This window comes from Flavobacterium sp. GT3P67, from assembly GCF_004349155.1.
Classification (GTDB): domain Bacteria; phylum Bacteroidota; class Bacteroidia; order Flavobacteriales; family Flavobacteriaceae; genus Flavobacterium; species Flavobacterium ranwuense.
In genome coordinates this window covers 208,769-229,195 of record NZ_SMLF01000006.1, presented here as the reverse complement: position 1 = coordinate 229,195, position 20,427 = coordinate 208,769, and the positions used below count along the sequence as shown (strand labels likewise).

Genomic DNA, 20,427 nt, shown 5'->3' with positions numbered 1-20,427 from the left:
TTTTTGTCATGATCCCATATCACTAGTATAGTAGTGTTGAAAAGTATCATCTTGAAAAAGTGTTACTAATTATCATGTACTCATTTTATACCTTGGCAGGTTGATTTCATGTTCCTGTGGGTATGGTGCCCGATGGGTCATGCTGACATCTTCCCGAATCTGTTGGTGAACTTTATATTGTCTGTCGCTTGTATTGGAATACCGCGGATCAGGAATGAACGGCATTTTTGCCATTTTGGTAACGGTAACGGTAGGAAAATGATAATCTACTTCTACAGTTCCCAGAACCAGGTAACAGCCACCGCCTTGGAACGGATATTCTTTAAGACTTTTTGTAAAATGTGCGGTATCGAAATATTCCCCTTCTATGTCTATCCAAGTTCCAAAATACATGGTTCCCATTTTGGTGGGCACGTGCTTTCTGGAAATGAGATAGGCCAGCATCTTTACCGTTTTTTTATGGTGACTCAATAAATCTTTCGCCATTACGTCCCCTCGATATTTTGTCTGCAATAAATCGAAAGGGGTACAGGAGACCGGAAAACTCAATAGCTCAATTTCATCAAAAGCATCTTCAAAAGGGGAGCGTTCGAGTATGGGTAGTTCGTATTCTTTTATTGGCTCCTGAAGGAGCATCCCGTTTCTGTTTTCGGGTTTAAAGTTTACCAAAATGAGCCTGGCGATTACCAGCAATTGGTTTTTTGTTTTACCGGTAAAACGGAATGCTCCGATAAAAATCAAAATCTGTATCCCTTCTATACCTATCGGAATGCGGTTGATGAAATCTTCCAAAGATTTGAATCCACCATTTCCCTCCCGTTCTTTAACTATACCATGCGCTAACTTACTTTCCAAACCTTCCAGATGCATCAAACCCAAATAAATTTCGATACCATAAACCGTAGTTTCATAGTCGCTCTTGTTTACACAAGGATTCTGAATAGTTGCACCCGACATTTTGGCTTCATGTACGTATACTTCGGTACGGTAAAAACCACCCTGATTATTGATAACGGCTACCATAAATTCAATAGGGTAGTAGACCTTCAAATATAAGCTTTGGTAACTTTCCACAGCGTAAGAAGCCGAGTGCGCCTTACAGAAGGAGTATCCAGCGAAAGATTCGATCTGTCGGTATATTTCTTCACTCAACTTAAGCGGATGTCCTTTTTGTGTACAACAGGCAAAGTAATTGTCCTTCACTTTTTGCAAAGCAGCTTTGGAACGTCCTTTACCACTCATGGCACGGCGTAGAATATCACCATCGGCTGCCTGAAGCCCTGCATAATGTAAAGCAATTTTAATTACATCTTCCTGATAGACCATCACCCCATAGGTTTCGCCGAGCTGTTCTTTGAACACCTCATGAAAATACTCGAACTTATCGGGATGGTTGTGCCGGAAAATGTATTCTTTCATCATACCAGATTGGGCCACACCTGGGCGGATAATGGAGGAAGCTGCTACAAGAGTTTTGTAATTATCGCATTTTAGACGGCGCAATAAGCCACGCATCGCCGGACTTTCAATATAGAAACACCCAATTGTTTTTCCGCGTTCTAAAAATGTATTGGCTTTGGCCTCATTTTTTGACAGTGAAGTATCTCGGATATCCACTTTGATCCCCCGATTTTTCTCAATCAGCTTGACACTGTCATCGATATGACCGATACCGCGCTGGCTGAGGATATCAAACTTTTCAAAACCAATATCCTCTGCAATGTGCATGTCGAACAAAACGATTGGAAACCCTTTCGGAGGCATTTCCAAAGGCGTGTAATTCGTAATGGGCTCTTCCGAGATCAAAATACCACAGGAATGCATGCTGTGTTGATTGGGGTATTTTTCGAGCAACATTCCGTATTCCTGAACTAGCTTTACGATTTGATTTGTATCATGCAACTGCATGGGGTTTTTAGCCAATTGATACAATTCCTCTTTGGGCAAACCAAAAACTTTACCCACTTCCCGGAATATAGAGCGGTATTTAAATTCCACATTGGTTCCACAGAAAGCGACATGATCGGCACCGTATTTATCAAAAATGTATCGGAGAATGGTATCGCGTTCTTTCCAAGACCAGTCAATGTCAAAATCGGGAGGGCTCTTGCGGTTCACATTGAGGAAGCGTTCAAAATACAAATCCAGTTCAATAGGGCAGATGTCCGTGATGCCTAGACAATAGCTTACAATACTGTTGGCTCCGCTGCCCCGACCAATGTGCAAAAAGCCTTGCCTGATGCTGTATTGAATGATGTCCCACGTAATCAGGAAATAGCCGCTGAATTCCAATTGATGAATCACCTTTAATTCTTTTTCCACTCTTGCTGTTGCTTGCGGATTATCGGCACCATACTTTTTGAATAATCCTTCCTGAGCCAATCGGGTCAAAAGCTGTATGTCACTTTCCCCACTCCCAGAATAGTGTTTTTTGTTTTTGGGTGTTTTGAAGTCGAATTCAAAATGGCACTGATCTATCAGTTTTTGAGTGTTTTCAATGATTTGCGGATACTCCCCAAATTTCGAAAGTAGTTCCTCCAAAGAAATCATTACTTCAGACGTCTTGCAATAATCAGCATCGGAAAGTCTTGATAAAATAACGTTGGTATCAATAGCCCTTAGGATTTTATGCAAATTAAATTCTCTTTTAGTACGAAAGGTGACGGATTGCAGAACCGCCATTTTGTTAAGCAATTCGTTCCATTGCGGGAGAAACAATTTGGGAAGCTGATCGGGAGCAATGCCTATATATTCATGTTCTTTTAATACCGCTGGTTTATTTTCGAAAGGATAAATAACGCATACGTCATTAAAAGAAGGTGCTGCCAATGGCAATGAAGTTCCATCAAAATTATGTTTGGTCAGAAAGCGGTTCATTTCGGCTAGACCATCGGCATTTTTAGCCAAGCCAATATAGCGCAATTGATGGTTGCAGCGAAATTCGATACCCACTACTGGTTTTATCCCAACCTCGTTGCATGCTTTTATAAAATCATAAATACCGGTGACAGTATTGATATCCGTTAATGCCATTGTTTTTACCCCACAAATAACAGCCTGCTGTACAAGTTCCAACAGCGGAATGGTTCCGTAGCGTAGGGAATGAAAGGAATGACAGTTGAGGTACATAGGGTTATAATTTACGTTTTAAAATTTCGGATTTGTTATTGGGTTTGAACGTTGCTCCGGCACACCGCATTACGGCATCAAAGCCATAACGAGTTTTCATTTTATCCATGGCTTGATACAAAGACAGCATTTCTTCGGTGTCCTCAAATAAATTGATTTGATAGGTACCCCTGACGAGTCCACTAAAACGAATTCCTATTAAACGGAGTCGCATGCGACGCTGGTATACTTTATCAAATAAGTCAGTAACGGTTTTGGTCAACATGTGATCAGCTGAGGTGTAGGGTACTTTGCATTGTTTGGTTTCCGTATCAAAATTGGAATATCTTATTTTAATGACTACAGTGGAAGTCAGCCATTCTTCTGAACGCAGTTGGAAGGCTAATTTTTCTACCATTCCGATCAGTATTGATTTTAATTTAGGAATGTCGATGGTATCCTGATTGAAAGTATGTTCCGTTGAAATGGATTTCCGTTCCGTATAGGGTTCCACGGGATTATTATCGATACCATTGGCTTTTTTCCATATCTCGATGCCGTTTTTACCGATCATCCGCTGTAATACTTCTGCAGGCATTTCAGAAAGTGTCTGAATGGTACGAATTCCAATTCGGGACAATAACTGAAACGTTACATCACCCACCATGGGTATTTTTTGAATGGAAAGCGGATTTAAGAAAGACCGTACCTTATTCTCGGGTATTTCCAGGTTTCCTTTGGGTTTGGCTTCGCCGGTACCAATTTTGGAAACGGTTTTGTTTATCGATAGCGCAAAGCTTATCGGTAATCCTGTTTCTTTGGTAACGGATTGTGCCAGTTCGTTGGTCCATTTGTAGCCCCCATAAAACTTATCCATACCTGTAATATCGAGGTAAAATTCATCGATGCTGGCTTTTTCCACGATTGGTGCTTTTTCTTGGATGACTTCGGTTACGTCATGCGATAATTTGGAGTATAGTTCCATATCGCCTTTCATCACTTTTGCCTGCGGGCAGAGGCGGAGCGCCATTTTAATGGGCATTGCGGAACGCACTCCGAAGGTGCGGGCCTCATAGGAACAAGAAGCCACTACGCCACGATCCCCGCCACCAATAATCAAAGGGATACCTTCTAATTTTGAGTTGCCTAATCTTTCACAGGATACAAAAAACGTATCCAAATCCATGTGTACAATTGCTCTTTCCATGCTCCTCTCTTTTTTATACTTTACAAAATTAGTACAGGTAGTAACAAATTTTATTATATTTGTTGTTACAAATTATAACAAAATAGCTATGTCTTTATTTTCCGACAACATCAGGAACCTTAGGGTGCAACAGAAAATTTCACAGGAAAAGCTAGCGGAGTCATTAGCGATAACAAGGGGTAGGTATGTCAAATATGAAGACGGAACTTCAGAAGCACCATATGAAATACTGAAGAAAATAGCCCATTATTACCATATCAGTATTGATCTGTTACTTTCTGTGGACGTGCGGAAAATTCCGACGGATGATTTGTTGAAATTGGAAAATAACAGATTGGTACTACCGATTACTGTTGATACCGACGGAGAGAATTTTATTGAAATTGTTACGCAAAAAGTTAAGGCTGGCTATTTGAATGGTTATGCCGATCCTGAGTATATAGAAAGTTTGCAACATATTTCCTTGCCTTTTTTAGGTCCAGGAAAGCATAGGGGTTTTCCGGTGGAAGGAGATTCGATGCCACCACATGAGGATGGTAGCATCATTGTTGGGCGGTATATTGAAAAGTTAGGAGACGTCATGGATGGTAAAACCTATATATTTATAACCAAAAGTGAAGGCATGGTATATAAGCGATTGAATAAAAACAAAAAAAATGCACTGGTTGTAGAATCTGACAATAGTTTTTACCCCGCTTATGAAGTTAAGGCTTCGAATATTCTTGAGATTTGGGAATATGAGTGTAATATTGGGAGAAGTGACAGGAAGCAGGAAATCTCTGAAACTGTAAGTGTGAAAGATATGTTTTTGGAGTTGAAAAGGGATATTAAGGAAATAAAAAGGATTACTTTAAATGCAACTTAATTTTGTAGCGTTATAATAATTTCCCTCGTTTACAAAGTATAGCACGTTTGTGAAGGTTATTATTACACTATTTGGAGAGGATTTTAGAAGAGAAATGCTAAACAAATAAGTTCTAGATTTAGTAGTTCTAAAGATTTTTAGCTTACATTTTCATTAATTGTTTTAAACGACCCTGATACGATTGTAAATAATTTCTTTTCGTGGTATCGTTGAGAAAAGAAGCTGTTGTCAATTTTTCTACCTTATCTGACTGTGATACCATCAAAGTTATGATATCATTAAAATTTTTTTCACTAATTCCTGCCTGTTCAGCCAGTATAGCAAATTGTCGACTAATTTTTCCTTGACCTAAATTTCGAGGTAACAGCCCGTCATCTAATGCAAATTCTTTATCTTCTATGTGAATACGACTATTGAGTAGGTCATAAGCAGGACTTAATCGGAAATCTCCCATAGGAGTTTCAAGTAAAGAAAAGTTTTTAAAATGAGCATCACCATTTGAAAATAGATAATTGAATACCAATATTTTAAGTAGTTTAGGTGCTTCCAACTTATAAGCAGGTAAATATTGCTGCATTAATTCAAATAGCTCCAAATAGTTTCCTAAGTATTTATAGTGCTCCCCATGTGTTTGTGGAGTTCTGCCAGCCAAGGAGGCAAAATCATCTTGGGCAAGTTTTGTACGATCTTCATTTACATCAAAACGTTTGGTGATATAGGCAGCCGAGCCGTCTTTAAAAAAAATCAGTGCATTTTCGGCTGTTTCAATTCCATAAACCTGACGTGCAATTTGCATCGTTAGGTGCTCGTTAGCGGGCATTTGGTCTGGTTTTCTTCCTGCACTAGGAATTGGTTTGAGGATATAGGCACCACGTTCTCCTTCATTAATAAGTCTTAATTTATTTTTTTCAAGTAGTACAGAGAATTTTTCCTGAACCCCTGAAATGGACATGCGCTTTCGGTTTTCTTCAAATAGCTCATCTGTTTCAGGATTGGATGCTGGCGAATCATAAGGTAATACATGATGCACCTTCTTACCTTGAAACACTCTATTCAAACAAGTTCTACTATAAGAATTGAAACCTTCTGCTAAGGTACCGGGGCAATATTGTATTTCAGGTAAACTCATTGTTTTTCTATTTTAATAACTCTAACGGCACCAATACTATCGTTTTTTGCGGTAGTCATCAGTAATCCAAAATAATCATCTCGGTCAATTTTATTATATTTACAGACTACTTGTTTGTTAGAGCCTTCAGGTAGCATGTTGAAAAAAAACGGAAATAGGAATTTTGAATGAAATTCTTGCGTGGTTTTAGGCAAAGTAAGACTTATGCCTGGTTTATTACTATCAGCCATCCAAGAATCATGATACTGAAATGTAAAAGAACCATCATCGTGTTGGGTTAGCACCCCAGCTTCTTCGTCCTTGTATACTATTTTTGCCTTTCTCATTCTTTACGGGATAGATTTTTAACATTTAGATTTACTTCCATGCCCAGGACATCCGCTAACTTTGATAAAGTAAGTAGAGTAGGATTTCCTTTTCCGCTTTCAAACTGTTTTAGGGTTCTTAAGCCAACGCCAGATAATTCTGCTAAGGTCTCTTGCGTTACCTGCAGTACTTCTCTACGTTCTTTTATTGTTTTTATTAACTCTTCAAAGTGCATTATACGACTCTTTTTTGTACAAATATAAACTATATATTATTAAATTTAACAAAAAGAGCATTAAAATGCACTATATTGTGTATTATGCTCTGTATACGGCTTTTGTTTGTGGATAAGTGCAGTATAAAGCACTATACGAATTATGTTGCATTTATTCTCTAGAGCCCAATTTTTTCAATGAGAGCTTTATTGATATGAACCTTTCAACGATAGTGGAAATTCCTTCTGTGCCAGTAAAGAAAGTGCATGTTTCTTATAAAAAAGGATGCTTGTGTTTTTTACAAGGACCCCTTTTCAATTAAATAACTGACTTAATTATTTGGTCAATTTCAACGCATCGTTAAAGAAAAGAAATAAAATAGTATGAAGATTATTTTTTAGTATTTTTGAATCAAATCTAAAGGATGAATAAAATTCAAGAAAGCAATATTATGATTTATCTGTTTCTAACTATTATTTTGAGCCTCGTAATCATACTTTGCTATTTTGTGTATCGCTTAATTCAGTCGGGAAAGAGCCAAAAAAAGGTTGAAGAAAAATTTTATTTGCTTGAAATGAAAGTAAATGACTTGCAATTGGAAACGCTGGAATCTAAACTCAATCCGCATCTTTTCAAGAACATTCTCAATTCGATTCAATCCCATGCCTACCAAACGTATTTTGCCTTGGATAAATTAGCGAATGTTCTGGATTATATATTGTATGAAAGCCAAAAAAAGTTTGTTTCGCCAAAAGAAGAGATTGAATTTGCACTGAATCTCATCGAAATCAATAAAATTAAAGTAAGTCCACTTTTTGAATTGAAAGTAAAAACCAAAATCAATGACGGTGAAAAGCTTTATGAGCAACGGATTTTGGCGCCTTTAATTTCGATTGATTTAATAGAAAATGCTTTCAAGCATGCCGATTTGCAGAGTGCCGATGCTTTTATTTCGGTAGTATTTGAATTTAAAGACAATTGTTTTTCTTTAACCGTTTCCAACAAAATTTCAGAGAAAAAAGCATTAAAAAAAGAACGAAGCGGTATAGGAGCATCTACATTGGAACAACGTTTGAAAATTATCTATAAAAATCAGTTCAAACTGGATAAATTTGTCGAAAATGACATTTATATTGCGCACTTAAAAATCAATCTTCTTGAATACAAAACTCAAATGCTTGCTGCTGGACGATGAATTACCAGGATTGACATACCTGAAAATGCTATGTGAGCAAATCCTGGAATTAGAAATCGTAAAAGCATTCAATAATCCGGAAAAATTACTGGCTGAAATTCCGGAACTCGATTTTGATTTGTGTATTTCAGATATTGAAATGCCAGGAATTGACGGTTTGACTCTTGCGAGTTTACTACAGAATAAATTAGTCATTTTTACTACTGCATATAGAGACTACGCTGCCGAAGCATTTGATATAAACGCCGTCGATTACATTACAAAACCAGTTACAAAAGAGCGTTTGCAAAAAGCTGTTGCAAAGGCTTTGGAGCGATTCAATACAGCTGCACCTGCTAAAAAATTTATTTATTTGAATACCGATAAAGGGAAAGCTTTGTTGTATTTTCATCAGATTCAGTACATCAGAACAGCCTTGACAGATAGTAGAGACAAGGAAGTATTCCTAGTTGATGGCAGTTCTCTGATTTTGAAAAATATTAATTTTGATTCGCTTTTAAGCCAGCTTCCTACTATTGATTTTTGCAGGGTGAATAAAAAAGAAATCATTGCAATAACAGCTGTAAAGTTTTTCAATCACAATGAAATTACACTCAATCGTCAGGAAAAGAATGCAAAATTCACGATATTAATTTTGAGTGAAACCTACCGTTCTGATTTTTTGATAAAAGTGAAAATCTAACTTATTACAAAGTTTTCCAATCTTGTTACATTCTACGAAAATTAGCGTGGGTTTCTCTTTATTTCCAAAAAATCACTTCCCATATTTGCATCGTTTATCAATGAAAATTTAAAAAAAAGTTGCATGAGAAGTATTAAAAATTCGTTTTTTTATCTGGTAATTATAGGGGTGTCTTCGGCTTTAATATATTGGATTATTCTGAAAGGAAAAATGTTGGAAGAAGGACAAAATATTGTTTCTCACCAAAAAGAAAACGGCCATTGGAATGATTTTATAACCTCGATGAGCCACAATTTGCAACATCCTTTAGCTATCCTTCTGGCTCAAATTGTCACTATTATTTTAGTCGCTCGATTTTTTGGATGGGTTTGCAGAAGAATTGGACAACCTACAGTAATAGGGGAAATGATTGCGGGAATTGTTTTAGGTCCTTCTTTAATCGGGATGTATTTTCCTGAATTTTCAGCAATGTTATTTCCAAAAGATTCGTTAGGCAACTTGCAGTTTTTGAGCCAAATTGGATTAATCCTTTTCATGTTTGTTATTGGAATGGAACTGGATTTGAAGGTACTTAAAAATAAAGCACATGATGCGGTCGTTATTAGTCATGCCAGTATTATTATTCCGTTTACTTTAGGTTTAGGACTTGCTTATTTTATATACCATTCTTTCGCGCCTCCAGGGGTTGAATTTCTTTCTTTCGGATTGTTTCTTGGAATTGCGATGAGTATTACAGCTTTTCCGGTTTTGGCTGGAATAGTTAGGGAACGTGGAATTCATAAAACGAAATTAGGGGCAATTGTAATTACCTGTGCCGCTGCCGATGATATTACGGCATGGTGTATTCTGGCAGCAGTAATTGCCATTGTAAAAGCAGGTTCATTCACCAGTTCTTTGTATGTTATTGCATTGGCTGTATTGTATGTAATTCTGATGCTAAAATTGGTTCGACCTTTCCTAAAAAGAGTTGGTGATTTGAATGCTACAAAAGAAAGCCTGAGCAAACCGGTAGTGGCTATTTTCTTTTTGACATTATTGTTATCTTCTTATGCGTCTGAATTAATTGGGATTCACGCTTTGTTTGGAGCATTTTTGGCTGGTGCAATTATGCCGGAAAACAATAAATTCCGTACTATTTTTATCGAGAAGGTTGAAGATGTTTCAGTTGTGATTTTACTTCCTTTGTTCTTTGTTTTTACAGGTTTAAGAACTCAAATAGGATTGATTGACGACCCTCATTTATGGAAAATTACAGGTTTGATTATTTTAGTTGCTGTAGTAGGTAAGTTTTTTGGTAGCGCACTTGCGGCAAAGTTTGTTGGACACAACTGGAAAGACAGTATGTCTATTGGGACACTAATGAATACAAGGGGCTTGATGGAACTGGTAGTGCTGAATATCGGATACGATTTAGGTGTTTTATCAACTGAAATTTTCACCATGATGGTCATTATGGCATTGGCGACGACCTTTATGACGGGTCCGGCTTTGGATTTAATCAATTACATTTTCAAAACTAAGGACAGTATTATCCCTGATGAGATCAGCAATAAAAGCAAATACAGGATTCTGATTTCTTTTGCCACACCAGAAAAAGGAAAAACGTTGCTAAAAGTAGCCAATAGTTTTGTCAAGAAACAAAGTGGGAATACTATTGTTACTGCAATGCATTTGTCATTAAGTACGGAGTTGCATTCCTTTGACGTTAAAGATTATGAAAGAGATACATTTTTACCGGTTATTTCTGAATCAGAAAAATTGAATCAAAAAATAGTAACTCTTTTCAAAGCGTCAAATGATATTGATTCTGATATAACCGATACGGCCAATCACGGTGAATATGACTTGCTCCTTGTAGGTTTGGGACAATCTATTTTTGAAGGAACACTGCTAGGAAAAGTACTTGGTTTTACAACCAGAATTATTAATCCGGATCGTTTGATTGATAAAATTACTGGTAAAGAAGGCTTGTTTGAAAACTCTCCCTTTGATGAAAGGACCAGACAAATTATTGCCAATAGCAAAATGCAGGTTGGGATTCTTGTGGACAAAGAATTGGAAGAAATCAATCGGGTTTTTATGCCTATTTTTAGCAAGGAAGATGCTTTTTTAATTGAATTTGCCCAAAAACTGATTCACAATAATGGTTCTCAAATTTCGGTTATGGATGTAGTTGGGGAGATAAGAAACAATCGAGAAATTCAAGAAGCGGTTCGTTCCATAGAACAAATAGCACCCAACCATATTATGATGATGAACGAAAGAACGATTAAAAAAGAGTTTTTGGAACAGCAGAATTTGATGATTATCAGTTTAGACAGTTGGAAAAAACTAATAGATTCTCACAGTATTTGGCTCAATAATACACCGTCGATATTAATTATTAAACCATAGAATCACGTTTGAAAATATTTAGATACCTTGCAGGATATTGCTTCTTGCAAGGTTTTTAAAGTCGTAAATTTTCTTTTCCAAGAGATTGCCTTCAAAATATTTATTATGAAACATAAAGCAATGCTATTCGTATTGATTTGATTGTAATTGCGTTATGTTTATTTATGTGATTTTCTGTCTATGCCCAACAAATTGATTAATGGTAACGTGTGAAAAACAATATAGTTCTTATCGCATGTGGTATGTAAATTATAGGACCAAGCTGTTTTTACGGTTTAGAATGAGTTTTGTGAATTATAGATCTATTAAGCTTTGTACATCATGTAAATAGATTAATTCTTCCTCGTTATATGGCATTTGTGCCAGCTGTACCAATTTGATGTGTTGGTAAAGTGAATTTTTCCAACCTAGATGAGATTGGAAAAGCGATGGAAATTATTTCCTCAATACCAAATAAGCCAGCCCTGGATCACCTAACAAGCGCTCCATTTCAGACTGCATGATCTCTTGAATATCCTGTTTTACCTGTAAATAGTTTCGTTGTACCATTGCGGTATCAATCTTCCTAATTACCGGAATATCTTTATAATGATCTTCTTCTTTTTTTAGCGCATCATGGTCATTAACAATTTCACAATGAAACGTTTTTAGTTCAATTTTGCAATCAGGATCATCGGCAACCATGCCTACAAATTCACCGGAACTTAAAGAAGAAATCTTGGAAGGAGGGACGGCTGACTCTAGTTGTTTGGAACGGCTGATGGAGGTGTCCCCGCTATTAATCGAGAGACTTTCCCGGTCCTGCATAATTTTTCCAAAACGTTCTGACAATTGCTTGGCCGTGTCACCGGTTACCTGACCACTAACGATATTTCCGGTGATGTTCATAATCACATCGGCCTGTTCGCGTCCATAATCTTTGCGAAGCTGACTGAAGTCTTGAATCCCTAAACAAGTGGCTACTTTATTGCTTCGTGCAGTAGCGATGAGGCTGTCCATATTGTTGAGATAGATGGTCGGAAATTCATCGAAAATCAGACTGCTTTTCAGTTTTCCTTTTTGATTGACCAGTTTTACCAAGCGGGAAACATACAGTGATAATACCGCTCCGTAAATTTGTATTTTCTGGGGGTTATTACCCATGCAGACAATCTTTGGTTCATCAGGATTATTGATGTCTAATGTAAAATCATTTCCAGATAAAACATAATACAATTGGGGAGAAGAAAGCCGGGCCATTGCAATCTTCGCGGAAGCAATTTGTCCTTCCAGTTGTTCCATAGCGTCATTGAGATAGGCATTTATAAAAGGATTAATCAGCACCTCAATTTCCTTCTCTGTACGCAATATTGTAAATAGGCTGTCATAGTCCAGTTGCATGAGTTCAATAACGTGCGGAAGCGTACAGAATTCTCCATCTTTGTACTTTCTTAAATACCATATTATAGCTGTCAGAAAATTGATAGGTGATTCGACAAAAAAGTCTCCCTGTCTTTTGATCCATTCTTTGTTTAGTCCCAATAAAATGGTTCTGGCTGATTCCGCTCCATCCGTAATGTCTGTCATGGCGGAGGGCTCCAGTGGATTGCATCGGTGTGTGCGGGTCAAGTCATCAAAATTGATTACATAAAATTGAGGTGGGATAGGATAGAGGTGCTTGTATTTAAGCCATGTATTGTACGTGATTTTAGAAAGGTCATCAAATTTAAAATCATAAATGAACATGGTAAACCCTTTGCGGATGTGCTGGGTAATAACATGCCGAATTACAAAATAAGATTTACCCGATCCGGGTGTACCCAAAACCATTAGAGCCCGAAAGGGATTGATGATATTGATCCAGCTGTTTCGCACTTTATCTTTCAAATGATAGCGCGCCGGAAGATTGATGGAATATTCATTTTCCAGCAATCGTTCTTCCTGCGGAAAAGTTTCATTTTCTTTATTGAAAATATCTTTGTTGTTCAACCTGTTTTTTATAATCCGGGATAGTAATGTCCCTCCGGAAAGTACCAGTAAAAATCCGATAATGGTACTACCGATATAAATAATTGCTACTATAGTGCTATCTGCTTTTACTACCAAGGATAGATAGCTTAAAAAGTAAATCAATACTCCTGTAATGATGTAGGCAAAGGCTGTTTTATGATTCAATTTCTCCTCTTTGCGCCCTTTTGCCCCAAGTAAGGAAATCAATAAAAATCCCAATGCAAAAATCTTGGATGTATGAAAATTACGGAACAATCCTGTACGCTGTATGTTGCCTAAAATAGTATCACTGAATCCACTAACGAAGTCCCACTCTTGAAAAGCAGTATAGCAGTAATAATAAAAATGGAGTAGTAAAATTACGATACTGATGAGTCGGGTCATATCGAGTATTTTCCGCAGTGCCTGTTCGTTTTCCCCTGTTTGCATAGCCATAATGATTTTGTTTATTGGTTATCAGATTGACCTTTTCGCTTCTTCTTTTTTCGCTTCTCTTTGAGTTGATTCGGCAGGTAAGCGGAATCTTGTTCCGACTGTGTGAGTGCGTTTACTAATTTCCCAATTTCGGTAGTAGAATCAACTGCCATATTTTTTTGTGAACCACTGCCGATTGATGTTCGATTAACTTCTTTAGGGTTTTCTTGCGAGATAGTTCCATAGGATTTTTCAATTTTGGAAACTGCAGTCTTTTGGTCCAACGATTCATTTAAACCACAGCGATCCTGAATGGCTTTTGCACTGTATAATTTGCCCAAAGCACTTCCATTAAATACACATTGTGTCTGATGATCTACATACGTAATACCATACAGTAAACCTGCTGCATTTTGTCTGAAAACCATATTGATTCCGGACAATTCCACTATTTTTTCCAATTCCTGAATCGACATTTTTTTGTTGTCCAGTAACGCAATATCAATTGCATTTTTTATTCTGGATTTAAAGGGCGTTCGTGCCTTTTCATTTTGAATAAATCGTTCTTCTAAAAATTTTAGCGTTGGATGGCTATAAAAATCACTGGCTTTAATAGGAACACCGACCTTACTGCCGACTTCATCCAGTATCCGATAAACCAATCCTCTATTTTGAAAAATTCTTGAATTTTCGCTTCCTCTGTCCGCTGTAACATTATACTGTTGGAGTACCGCATTTAATTCGGGTAGGCTCGTGTATTTATAATTTTGAATCACTTTATCCAATACGTTGGTTATAGCCCGTTTGGTGTCGGTACGTCCGTATTCAATTTTGCTGACGTCAACCGGTTTTGTGATCAATTCTTTTTCTCTTTTATGCTTTTCTGCCGGAACCAATCCATACGTTATTTCAATTTCTTTCCGGGCTGTTTCAGATTGGTTGCGACCAATATTCTGCATGTCAATACGACTGCCGTCATTCCTGACTTTTAGCGTAATGATGTGAATATGAGGATGTCCCGCATCATGATGTTGATAGACCAGATAGGGCTGTTCGGTAAAGCCAATTTTATCCATGTAGGTGTCTGCTAATTCCATTAGTTTCTCTTTTGAAATTCCTTTTTCAGTCACATCAAAATTGAGCGAAATATGCACGCTGTTTCGTTTCACATTTTCATTTAAATCTGCCTGTCTCAACAACCGGTTTAGTTTCATGGTAAAGACCATTTTGTCGATATCGACAGGGTAATTTCCTGCGCCGATACATTCCGCAACACCTTGTATAACTTTGTTTTCATTGTAGTTTAAAATCCGATGGATAGAGTGTCCCGTTTTGATTATTGCAACCATGATTCCGCAAATTTTTGAATGTGTTTTTTTATTTCACCGACCTTATTAAAAAGAATCTTTTTTTCCAATTCATAACTGATGAGCCAGTGCTTAAAATCGGAAATTTGCTGGAGTGTATGCAACTTTTTTACAGCCTGATTAAAGTTGTTTCCAATAGCATTAAGTTCGGTCCTCAGACTGATCATTTCCGCCATAAAATCATCTAAGGACTGATTTCGGTATTTGTTTACAATAGGCTTCTGTAACAGGTTTTTCCGGGAGTAATCACTTAGTTTTCGACATGTTGATTTGTTGAATTCTTTCACTATTTTTTGATATTCATCAGGGGTTAACCGTAGATGAAGCCACTTGGTGCGATTGTTGTTTTGCTCTTCCATCATCTATCATTTTCATGTTTTTAAACTCTTTTAACCTTTCAGTTTCACTGCCCACGAGTCCCGAGTTAACAGGCAGCAAGATATCGGTTGTGATACAACCGGACATCTTGCCGATTGCAGGAACGTGGCAATCTTCCGGATACTTTTAATGTCTGTTAGACTTTTCAATAGTTTTGAAATCTTAAAAAAGCTGATTTCTCATTTATAGCCTCTTTTTAAAATCTGAGATAGTAAAAAAAGTATTTCGAAGCGTCAGAAGCGCTACTGATATAATCATTAAATTTTATAGTTTTTGCAAAGCGTATCTTCGTCTTTGTATTTAGTACTCAAGGAAAGTGCACGCTGAGTAAAATTTTGTACTGTTGTTTCCTAGTAATCACATAGCCGGTTTGGTTCATAATTTTCGATTAAAGGAGCGTGCTCTTTCAAAGCAATTATTCGATTTTAAAGTAGCAAAGTCCTGACTGTTTTCAGGAAGGTTTTTGGTACTTTCTTTAAAGGGAAAAAGTGTCATAATAATTTGCTTTTAAGTTCATTAGTATAATCAAATACGAAGTTAAGTAAGCGGTAGCAATCTCACCCATCATAGGTATATTTTGCCCATGATAATTCAGAACCGCCTTTATACCTTTGTAATAGTAAATTATTAACTAAAACGTGAAAATTATGCTTACAACAAATGATGTGGCCAAAGTGTTTGATACAATATTGAGCACGCCTGGGATGAATGAGATGGTGAAAATAGATTTGAAGATTTCACGAAAAAATGTACTGTTATTAAACCATGTAATTGAACGTGGTTTGTCTGTTAAAGATGATGACAAATCTTTGTCACTATTAGGGAATGTTTCTGAAGAGAGTTTACAGGAATTAAAAGTGTTGGCAGACGAATGCCTGCATAAAGCCGGGCTTATAGAATTGAGCGAAAAGCTCAATACATTGGGCGACGGGAAGTAAACAAAAAGCCGCCAGTCCATTATGAAGTAAGTACAGTATTAAGTGCTCCTAATGGATTGGCGTTTAGTATAAGCATTAATAAATGGGATATAATTACTTTGGATTTTGATCTAGCACCTCGCTAAAAAACCACAAGATAAATTGGCATTATTTTGTTAACTAGAATCCATTTTTATTTGGTTTGCATGGTACCCAAAAACTCCATCGAAAAATTATCTTTTGCCTGAACGTAAGCTACTTTTGGAAGTACTCTGGCTCCCAGTTTTCTCTTTTCAAATGTGGCGGTAATTCCCAAATCAATTTTTTTATAACCCAGTTCCTGTGCCCGTTTAATTCCCTGAAATAATAGTTGGCGGTATAGGCTGAATTTTTTAGGAACAGCATAATCCATACCAATTAAGGAAGGTACATACGTTCGACCTGAGTTTTTGTAGCAGAAAAGGATTCCTACCAGAGCACTTTCATTTTGTGAATCCTCAGTATTTTTTAGATACAGCAGTATAAATTCCCAATGGGGATTAGTAGCCATTTTTGTAAAGACATCGATCGAATACGTAAAGGTATTGACGGCATAATTATTATTTTTCACATGCTGGTAAAGATGGTATCCCTGAGTCATTTCATCGGCTGTCAATTGTTCTTTTATGAGGATTTCGAATGCATTTTCAAAAGGTAAAATCTCTTTCATAAAATGCTTTTTGGAACGAGTGGAAAGGGTAGTGGCAAACTTCTCAATAGTATTCCAAGAAACGTTTTCGATGATGCAGGTTTCGGGCATGTTTATTTTGATAAAGCCTTGATTGTGGAAGATGCGATTCAGTGATACATCTTCGTCAAAATCCCGTAATACAAGCATGTCGGCATTCAACGTATGATTCAGGATTTCAATCTGTTCTAAAAGGAATCCGATTGCTTTTTCAGATAAGGGATGGGCATCATTTAAGTAGAAATGATGGCCTTCGGTAAAAAGCGAACCCATCCCTAAAACTTTTGAGGTCAGGTAGAAGGGGTCTCGAATTCTTTTTTCTTCTAGCTGCTGAGAAACGGATTCGGGGGCAAGCATATCATCTTTCCACAACCCAAAGGTGAAAAAAGTGGCTAGTACCGGAACATCTGTTGCATCTCTGATGAGATAGTAGTGAAAACTCCAATTATTTTCAGAATTTTCAGAATTTTTAAAAGCCTCTTCCAGGAAGCAAAGTCCGTCCCAGTCAAACGTACTTTGTCCACCAAGAAGTGCATTCCAAGTAGCCTTATCAATATGTTGTATCGATGTCTCATATTGGAAATTAAATGCGGTCTGCGGAATTAATTTTTCCGCATTCGGCATAATTTCAGGAATGCCAAATGCCATTGCAACTTGATGCAGCGTGTTGGAAGTCTCTTCCAGTGCTTTTGGGAAATGGTATTCCAGCGCTTGAACGAGTCCCTTTATATCTTCTTTTTGATTGTTGCGAGAAACGGTAATACGGATGCCTGAATTTTTTACAGGTACTGCCGGATAAAGTCCTGGATTAACAAAATAACCTTCGTTGAAAAGACGCTGCACTAGTCGATAGGCAGTCTGGGGCAGGGCTGTGCCAAGGAAAAAAACGGGAGAGCTATTCGGGGCTATTATCGGAAGTGATGTTGCTGTAATCAATGAATTGAAATACATAATCTTATGCTCGAGCTCTTCCTGTAAAATAGTTATTTCTGGTGAAAGATGGATAGACGCAGAAGCCGACGCAGCAGCCACCGAAGCAGGCTCCAATTGGGCTGAAAAAGTGAGCGGTCCTCCAAAATTCTTAATTCGATTGCGCAACGCAGTATCAGAGGTGATGAAGACGGCTCCGCTGGCACCAAATGTCTTGCTCAGGATACCTACAATCATGATGTTTTCCGGTAGTTCTTTTAGCATGTCAAGAACGTAGCCTGTACCATTTTTTCCCTTCCAACTCATGCCATGTACATCGTCAAAATAGAGTTGCAACTGTGCGTATTTTTTGCAGAGTTCCAGTAGCTCAGGTATGGGGGCATAATCACCAAACATGGAATAAACACCATCGGCCATGTACCATATTTTTTTGCATTTGGATGACAACTCTTTGATTTTCTCCTCTAACATTTGCAGGTTGTTGTGCCGAATCATCTCGACAGGAATCCCCCTTAGTTTTAAAAGTTGGCAGGCATTCTGGACACTCCAATGTACCTGATGATCTAGCAGTACTCCATCTTCATCTCGTATTGCAGTTGGTATGACAGCAAAGTGTCCCAATGTGCTGTTCTTGGTTACAATTCCGGGCACGCCATACATGGCCTCAATTTTGGTTTCCAGTTCATGGTATAAGGGATGCGAAAGGTACGTTTTAGAAAGTGGGAATTGCGTACCGTATTTTGTAATAGCAGAAATTGCTGCATCTTTCAGCCTATTGTCGTATTCAAGTCCAAGATAGCTGGTTGTGGCAAAATGAAATAGGGCTTTTCTGTTAATTAGAAGGGTACGTCCACTAAGGATTTTGTCTTCCGCATAGAGATGAATCGTGCCTTCATTTTTAGCCGTCGCTAATATTTCATCGACAGTATCGATAAAATTGTTGTGTTTTATTTTTGCCATGAGTACTTCATTTTTAGTTACGTTTTTTAAAGCTATAGTGCTAGACTGTAGCTCGTTAAAGTTCTGAATTTAAAAAGGTAGAATAGAAGTCGCTTTGTAGATAATCCCGATTTGATAAGTAATAATCCCGAATTGCTATGTGAATAATAATAATGATTGATTACTATTACATTTTACCTTTTTTTGGTAACTAATGGTAGAAAAGGAATAGCTAATTTGGCAGGTTCTAATAAAAAAATCAGAAGCTATGGATGATTATTTTGAAAATGAATTTGCCCTATTCTGGATTAGTGGGAACCTACTTTTTTTTGAGTATAAACCGGGTGTGGTCATTAATTTAGAAGCAGCGCAGCGCATAGTGACAGATAGGATACAAATGCAAAAGGGGAAAGCGTATCCAGTTTTATGTGATATCAGAGGCATTGCAGATTCTGACAAAGCCGCCAGGGATTATTTGGCGCAACATGGCTCTGTTCTGACGAAAGCCGTAAGTATATTGGCGCAGCAAACATTATCGATTGTAATGATTTCATTTTATCTCAAAATCAGTAAGCCTCAAGTACCAACCAAGGTATTTAATGATAAGGCCAAAGCGCTAGAATTTTTGAAAACATTTGTCTAGAAGTAATAATTTAAATACTATAGGATATGGATCAGGAAATAGACCAACAGAGAATAGATGTTATCTACGAAATGCTTCTCGAAATGGCAGAAGGGAATTTTGCATACCGCATACCAAGGACAAGAAAGGATGATGAACTGGAAGCATTGACCGTATTGGTGAATTGGATGGCAGAAGAAATGAAAGGGTCTCTATTTCATGCGGGTTTTACCAACCCTCACCTTAGCTATCAGTATCTAGCTCAAAGTTCATTCATAGTAGACAATAAATTCATCATAAAAGATTTTACTGAGAATGTAACGGATCTTTTAGGATGTACCTCCAATGAACTGCTGGAATTGGATTTTATGGAGCTTTTGGTAAAAGAATCGGTTCCCTTGTTGGAAACGATACTGCCTGAAGTATTGCAAAATGAATCCTTTCAAACGAGTATTGCGCTGGAGCTCGCTTCTTTCAAAAAATTAGTTGTTCCGGTAAACTGTACTATTTCGAGGCTATACGGAAGTGCTGAGGTAGTAATTAGTTTTATTGCTGCTACTGCAGATGACAACATGAAAAATTTTACGACAGAAAAGAAAATTTTAACGGCTGAAGAACAGAAAATTCACAACTATTTAGATGTAAAATCCACACAGGCAGTGTATGATTATATATTGGCCAATATAGATTCGGGGGTGCCAACCTTAAAAGTACTCTCCCGCATTTTTGGGACCAATGAATATAAATTAAAGAATGGTTTTAAGCATGTGTTTAAGACGACCATACAGCAATTTTATAATACCGAAAGACTCAAGCGGGCACAGCTTCTTATCCAGTACACCAAAATACCATTAAAAACGATTGCCATTATGACTGGTTTTTCTACCTATCCAAATTTTTCAAGAGCTTTCAAAATTAAGTTTGGGTATTCCCCATCTGACCTTGAAAGACAAATGCCAAAGATCTAGACTCCAGCTCTTCAAGATTAGTACGAATGCCCATGAAATAAACGGAGGACTTTCATGAATCAAAAAATCCTGATT

The 20,427-nt window shown here is 37.3% G+C and carries 16 protein-coding genes; 7 read left to right on the top strand and 9 right to left on the bottom strand.

Going from position 1 to position 20,427, the window contains the following annotated elements:
• Positions 1–72 precede the first annotated feature (72 nt).
• Together E0H99_RS11550 and dinB are read right to left on the bottom strand one after the other, a co-directional pair.
• A complete protein-coding gene (locus E0H99_RS11550; RefSeq protein WP_131995528.1) occupies positions 73–3,129 on the bottom strand; it encodes a DNA polymerase III subunit alpha in 3,057 nt (1,018 codons plus the stop codon).
• Between the two features lie 4 nt (positions 3,130–3,133).
• Complete coding sequence (gene dinB, locus E0H99_RS11545) at positions 3,134–4,315, bottom strand: DNA polymerase IV (RefSeq protein WP_131995525.1); 1,182 nt, start codon at positions 4,313–4,315, stop codon at positions 3,134–3,136.
• A gap of 88 nt (positions 4,316–4,403) precedes the next feature.
• Between dinB and E0H99_RS11540 the strand changes: the two genes are divergently transcribed.
• Positions 4,404–5,180 (top strand): XRE family transcriptional regulator, encoded by a 777-nt coding sequence (locus tag E0H99_RS11540; RefSeq protein ID WP_131995522.1) that lies wholly within the window; start codon positions 4,404–4,406, stop codon positions 5,178–5,180.
• Positions 5,181–5,322: 142 nt separating this feature from the next.
• Here E0H99_RS11540 and E0H99_RS11535 read toward each other — a convergent pair whose 3' ends face one another.
• The 3 genes from E0H99_RS11535 to E0H99_RS11525 are packed head-to-tail and all read right to left on the bottom strand — an operon-like array spanning position 5,323 to position 6,850.
• Positions 5,323–6,309 carry a HipA domain-containing protein gene (locus E0H99_RS11535; protein ID WP_131995519.1) on the bottom strand — a complete coding sequence of 329 codons (987 nt, stop codon included), beginning with the start codon at positions 6,307–6,309 and terminating at the stop codon, positions 5,323–5,325.
• Positions 6,306–6,635 carry a HipA N-terminal domain-containing protein gene (locus E0H99_RS11530; RefSeq protein WP_131995516.1) on the bottom strand — a complete coding sequence of 110 codons (330 nt, stop codon included), beginning with the start codon at positions 6,633–6,635 and terminating at the stop codon, positions 6,306–6,308. Before E0H99_RS11530 ends, E0H99_RS11535 begins: the two co-directional genes overlap by 4 nt.
• Positions 6,632–6,850, bottom strand: a complete 219-nt coding sequence (locus E0H99_RS11525) for a helix-turn-helix domain-containing protein (RefSeq protein ID WP_131995513.1) — start codon at positions 6,848–6,850, stop codon at positions 6,632–6,634. The genes E0H99_RS11530 and E0H99_RS11525 overlap by 4 nt, the downstream gene beginning before the upstream one ends.
• Positions 6,851–7,281: 431 nt before the next feature.
• Between E0H99_RS11525 and E0H99_RS11520 the strand changes: the two genes are divergently transcribed.
• The 3 genes from E0H99_RS11520 to E0H99_RS11510 all read left to right on the top strand — a co-directional run bounded on the left by E0H99_RS11520 (position 7,282) and on the right by E0H99_RS11510 (position 11,101).
• On the top strand, positions 7,282–8,025 hold the full coding sequence (locus E0H99_RS11520) for a sensor histidine kinase (RefSeq protein ID WP_131995597.1): 744 nt from the start codon (positions 7,282–7,284) through the stop codon (positions 8,023–8,025).
• Positions 7,988–8,707 carry a LytR/AlgR family response regulator transcription factor gene (locus tag E0H99_RS11515; RefSeq protein ID WP_131995511.1) on the top strand — a complete coding sequence of 240 codons (720 nt, stop codon included), beginning with the start codon at positions 7,988–7,990 and terminating at the stop codon, positions 8,705–8,707. The genes E0H99_RS11520 and E0H99_RS11515 overlap by 38 nt, the downstream gene beginning before the upstream one ends.
• 123 nt (positions 8,708–8,830) lie before the next feature.
• A complete protein-coding gene (locus E0H99_RS11510) occupies positions 8,831–11,101 on the top strand; it encodes a cation:proton antiporter (protein WP_131995509.1) in 2,271 nt (756 codons plus the stop codon).
• A 435-nt stretch (positions 11,102–11,536) separates the two neighbouring features.
• On the opposite strand, the gene mobC is transcribed toward E0H99_RS11510, so the two are convergent.
• From mobC to E0H99_RS11495, 3 genes are read right to left on the bottom strand one after another with little or no spacing between them, the layout of a single operon-like run.
• Complete coding sequence (gene mobC, locus E0H99_RS11505; protein ID WP_131995594.1) at positions 11,537–13,519, bottom strand: conjugal transfer protein MobC; 1,983 nt, start codon at positions 13,517–13,519, stop codon at positions 11,537–11,539.
• Positions 13,520–13,536: 17 nt separating this feature from the next.
• Positions 13,537–14,853, bottom strand: a complete 1,317-nt coding sequence (locus tag E0H99_RS11500) for a relaxase/mobilization nuclease domain-containing protein (RefSeq protein ID WP_131995507.1) — start codon at positions 14,851–14,853, stop codon at positions 13,537–13,539.
• Positions 14,841–15,233 (bottom strand): plasmid mobilization protein, encoded by a 393-nt coding sequence (locus E0H99_RS11495; RefSeq protein WP_317128665.1) that lies wholly within the window; start codon positions 15,231–15,233, stop codon positions 14,841–14,843. The genes E0H99_RS11500 and E0H99_RS11495 overlap by 13 nt, the downstream gene beginning before the upstream one ends.
• 663 nt (positions 15,234–15,896) lie before the next feature.
• Here E0H99_RS11495 and E0H99_RS11490 point away from each other — a divergent pair.
• Entirely contained in the window at positions 15,897–16,187 is a 291-nt protein-coding gene (locus E0H99_RS11490) for a hypothetical protein (protein WP_131995504.1), read from the top strand.
• Positions 16,188–16,359: 172 nt separating this feature from the next.
• Here the strand turns inward: E0H99_RS11490 and E0H99_RS11485 are convergent, their stop codons facing one another.
• A complete protein-coding gene (locus E0H99_RS11485) occupies positions 16,360–18,783 on the bottom strand; it encodes an aminotransferase class I/II-fold pyridoxal phosphate-dependent enzyme (RefSeq protein WP_131995501.1) in 2,424 nt (807 codons plus the stop codon).
• 247 nt (positions 18,784–19,030) lie between these two features.
• On the opposite strand from E0H99_RS11485, the gene E0H99_RS11480 reads away from it, so the two are divergent.
• Both E0H99_RS11480 and E0H99_RS11475 read left to right on the top strand, forming a co-directional pair.
• Positions 19,031–19,405, top strand: coding sequence for a hypothetical protein (locus E0H99_RS11480; RefSeq protein WP_131995498.1), 375 nt, complete (start codon positions 19,031–19,033; stop codon positions 19,403–19,405).
• Positions 19,406–19,431: 26 nt separating this feature from the next.
• Positions 19,432–20,352 (top strand): helix-turn-helix domain-containing protein, encoded by a 921-nt coding sequence (locus tag E0H99_RS11475; RefSeq protein WP_131995495.1) that lies wholly within the window; start codon positions 19,432–19,434, stop codon positions 20,350–20,352.
• The last annotated feature ends 75 nt before the right edge of the window (positions 20,353–20,427 follow it).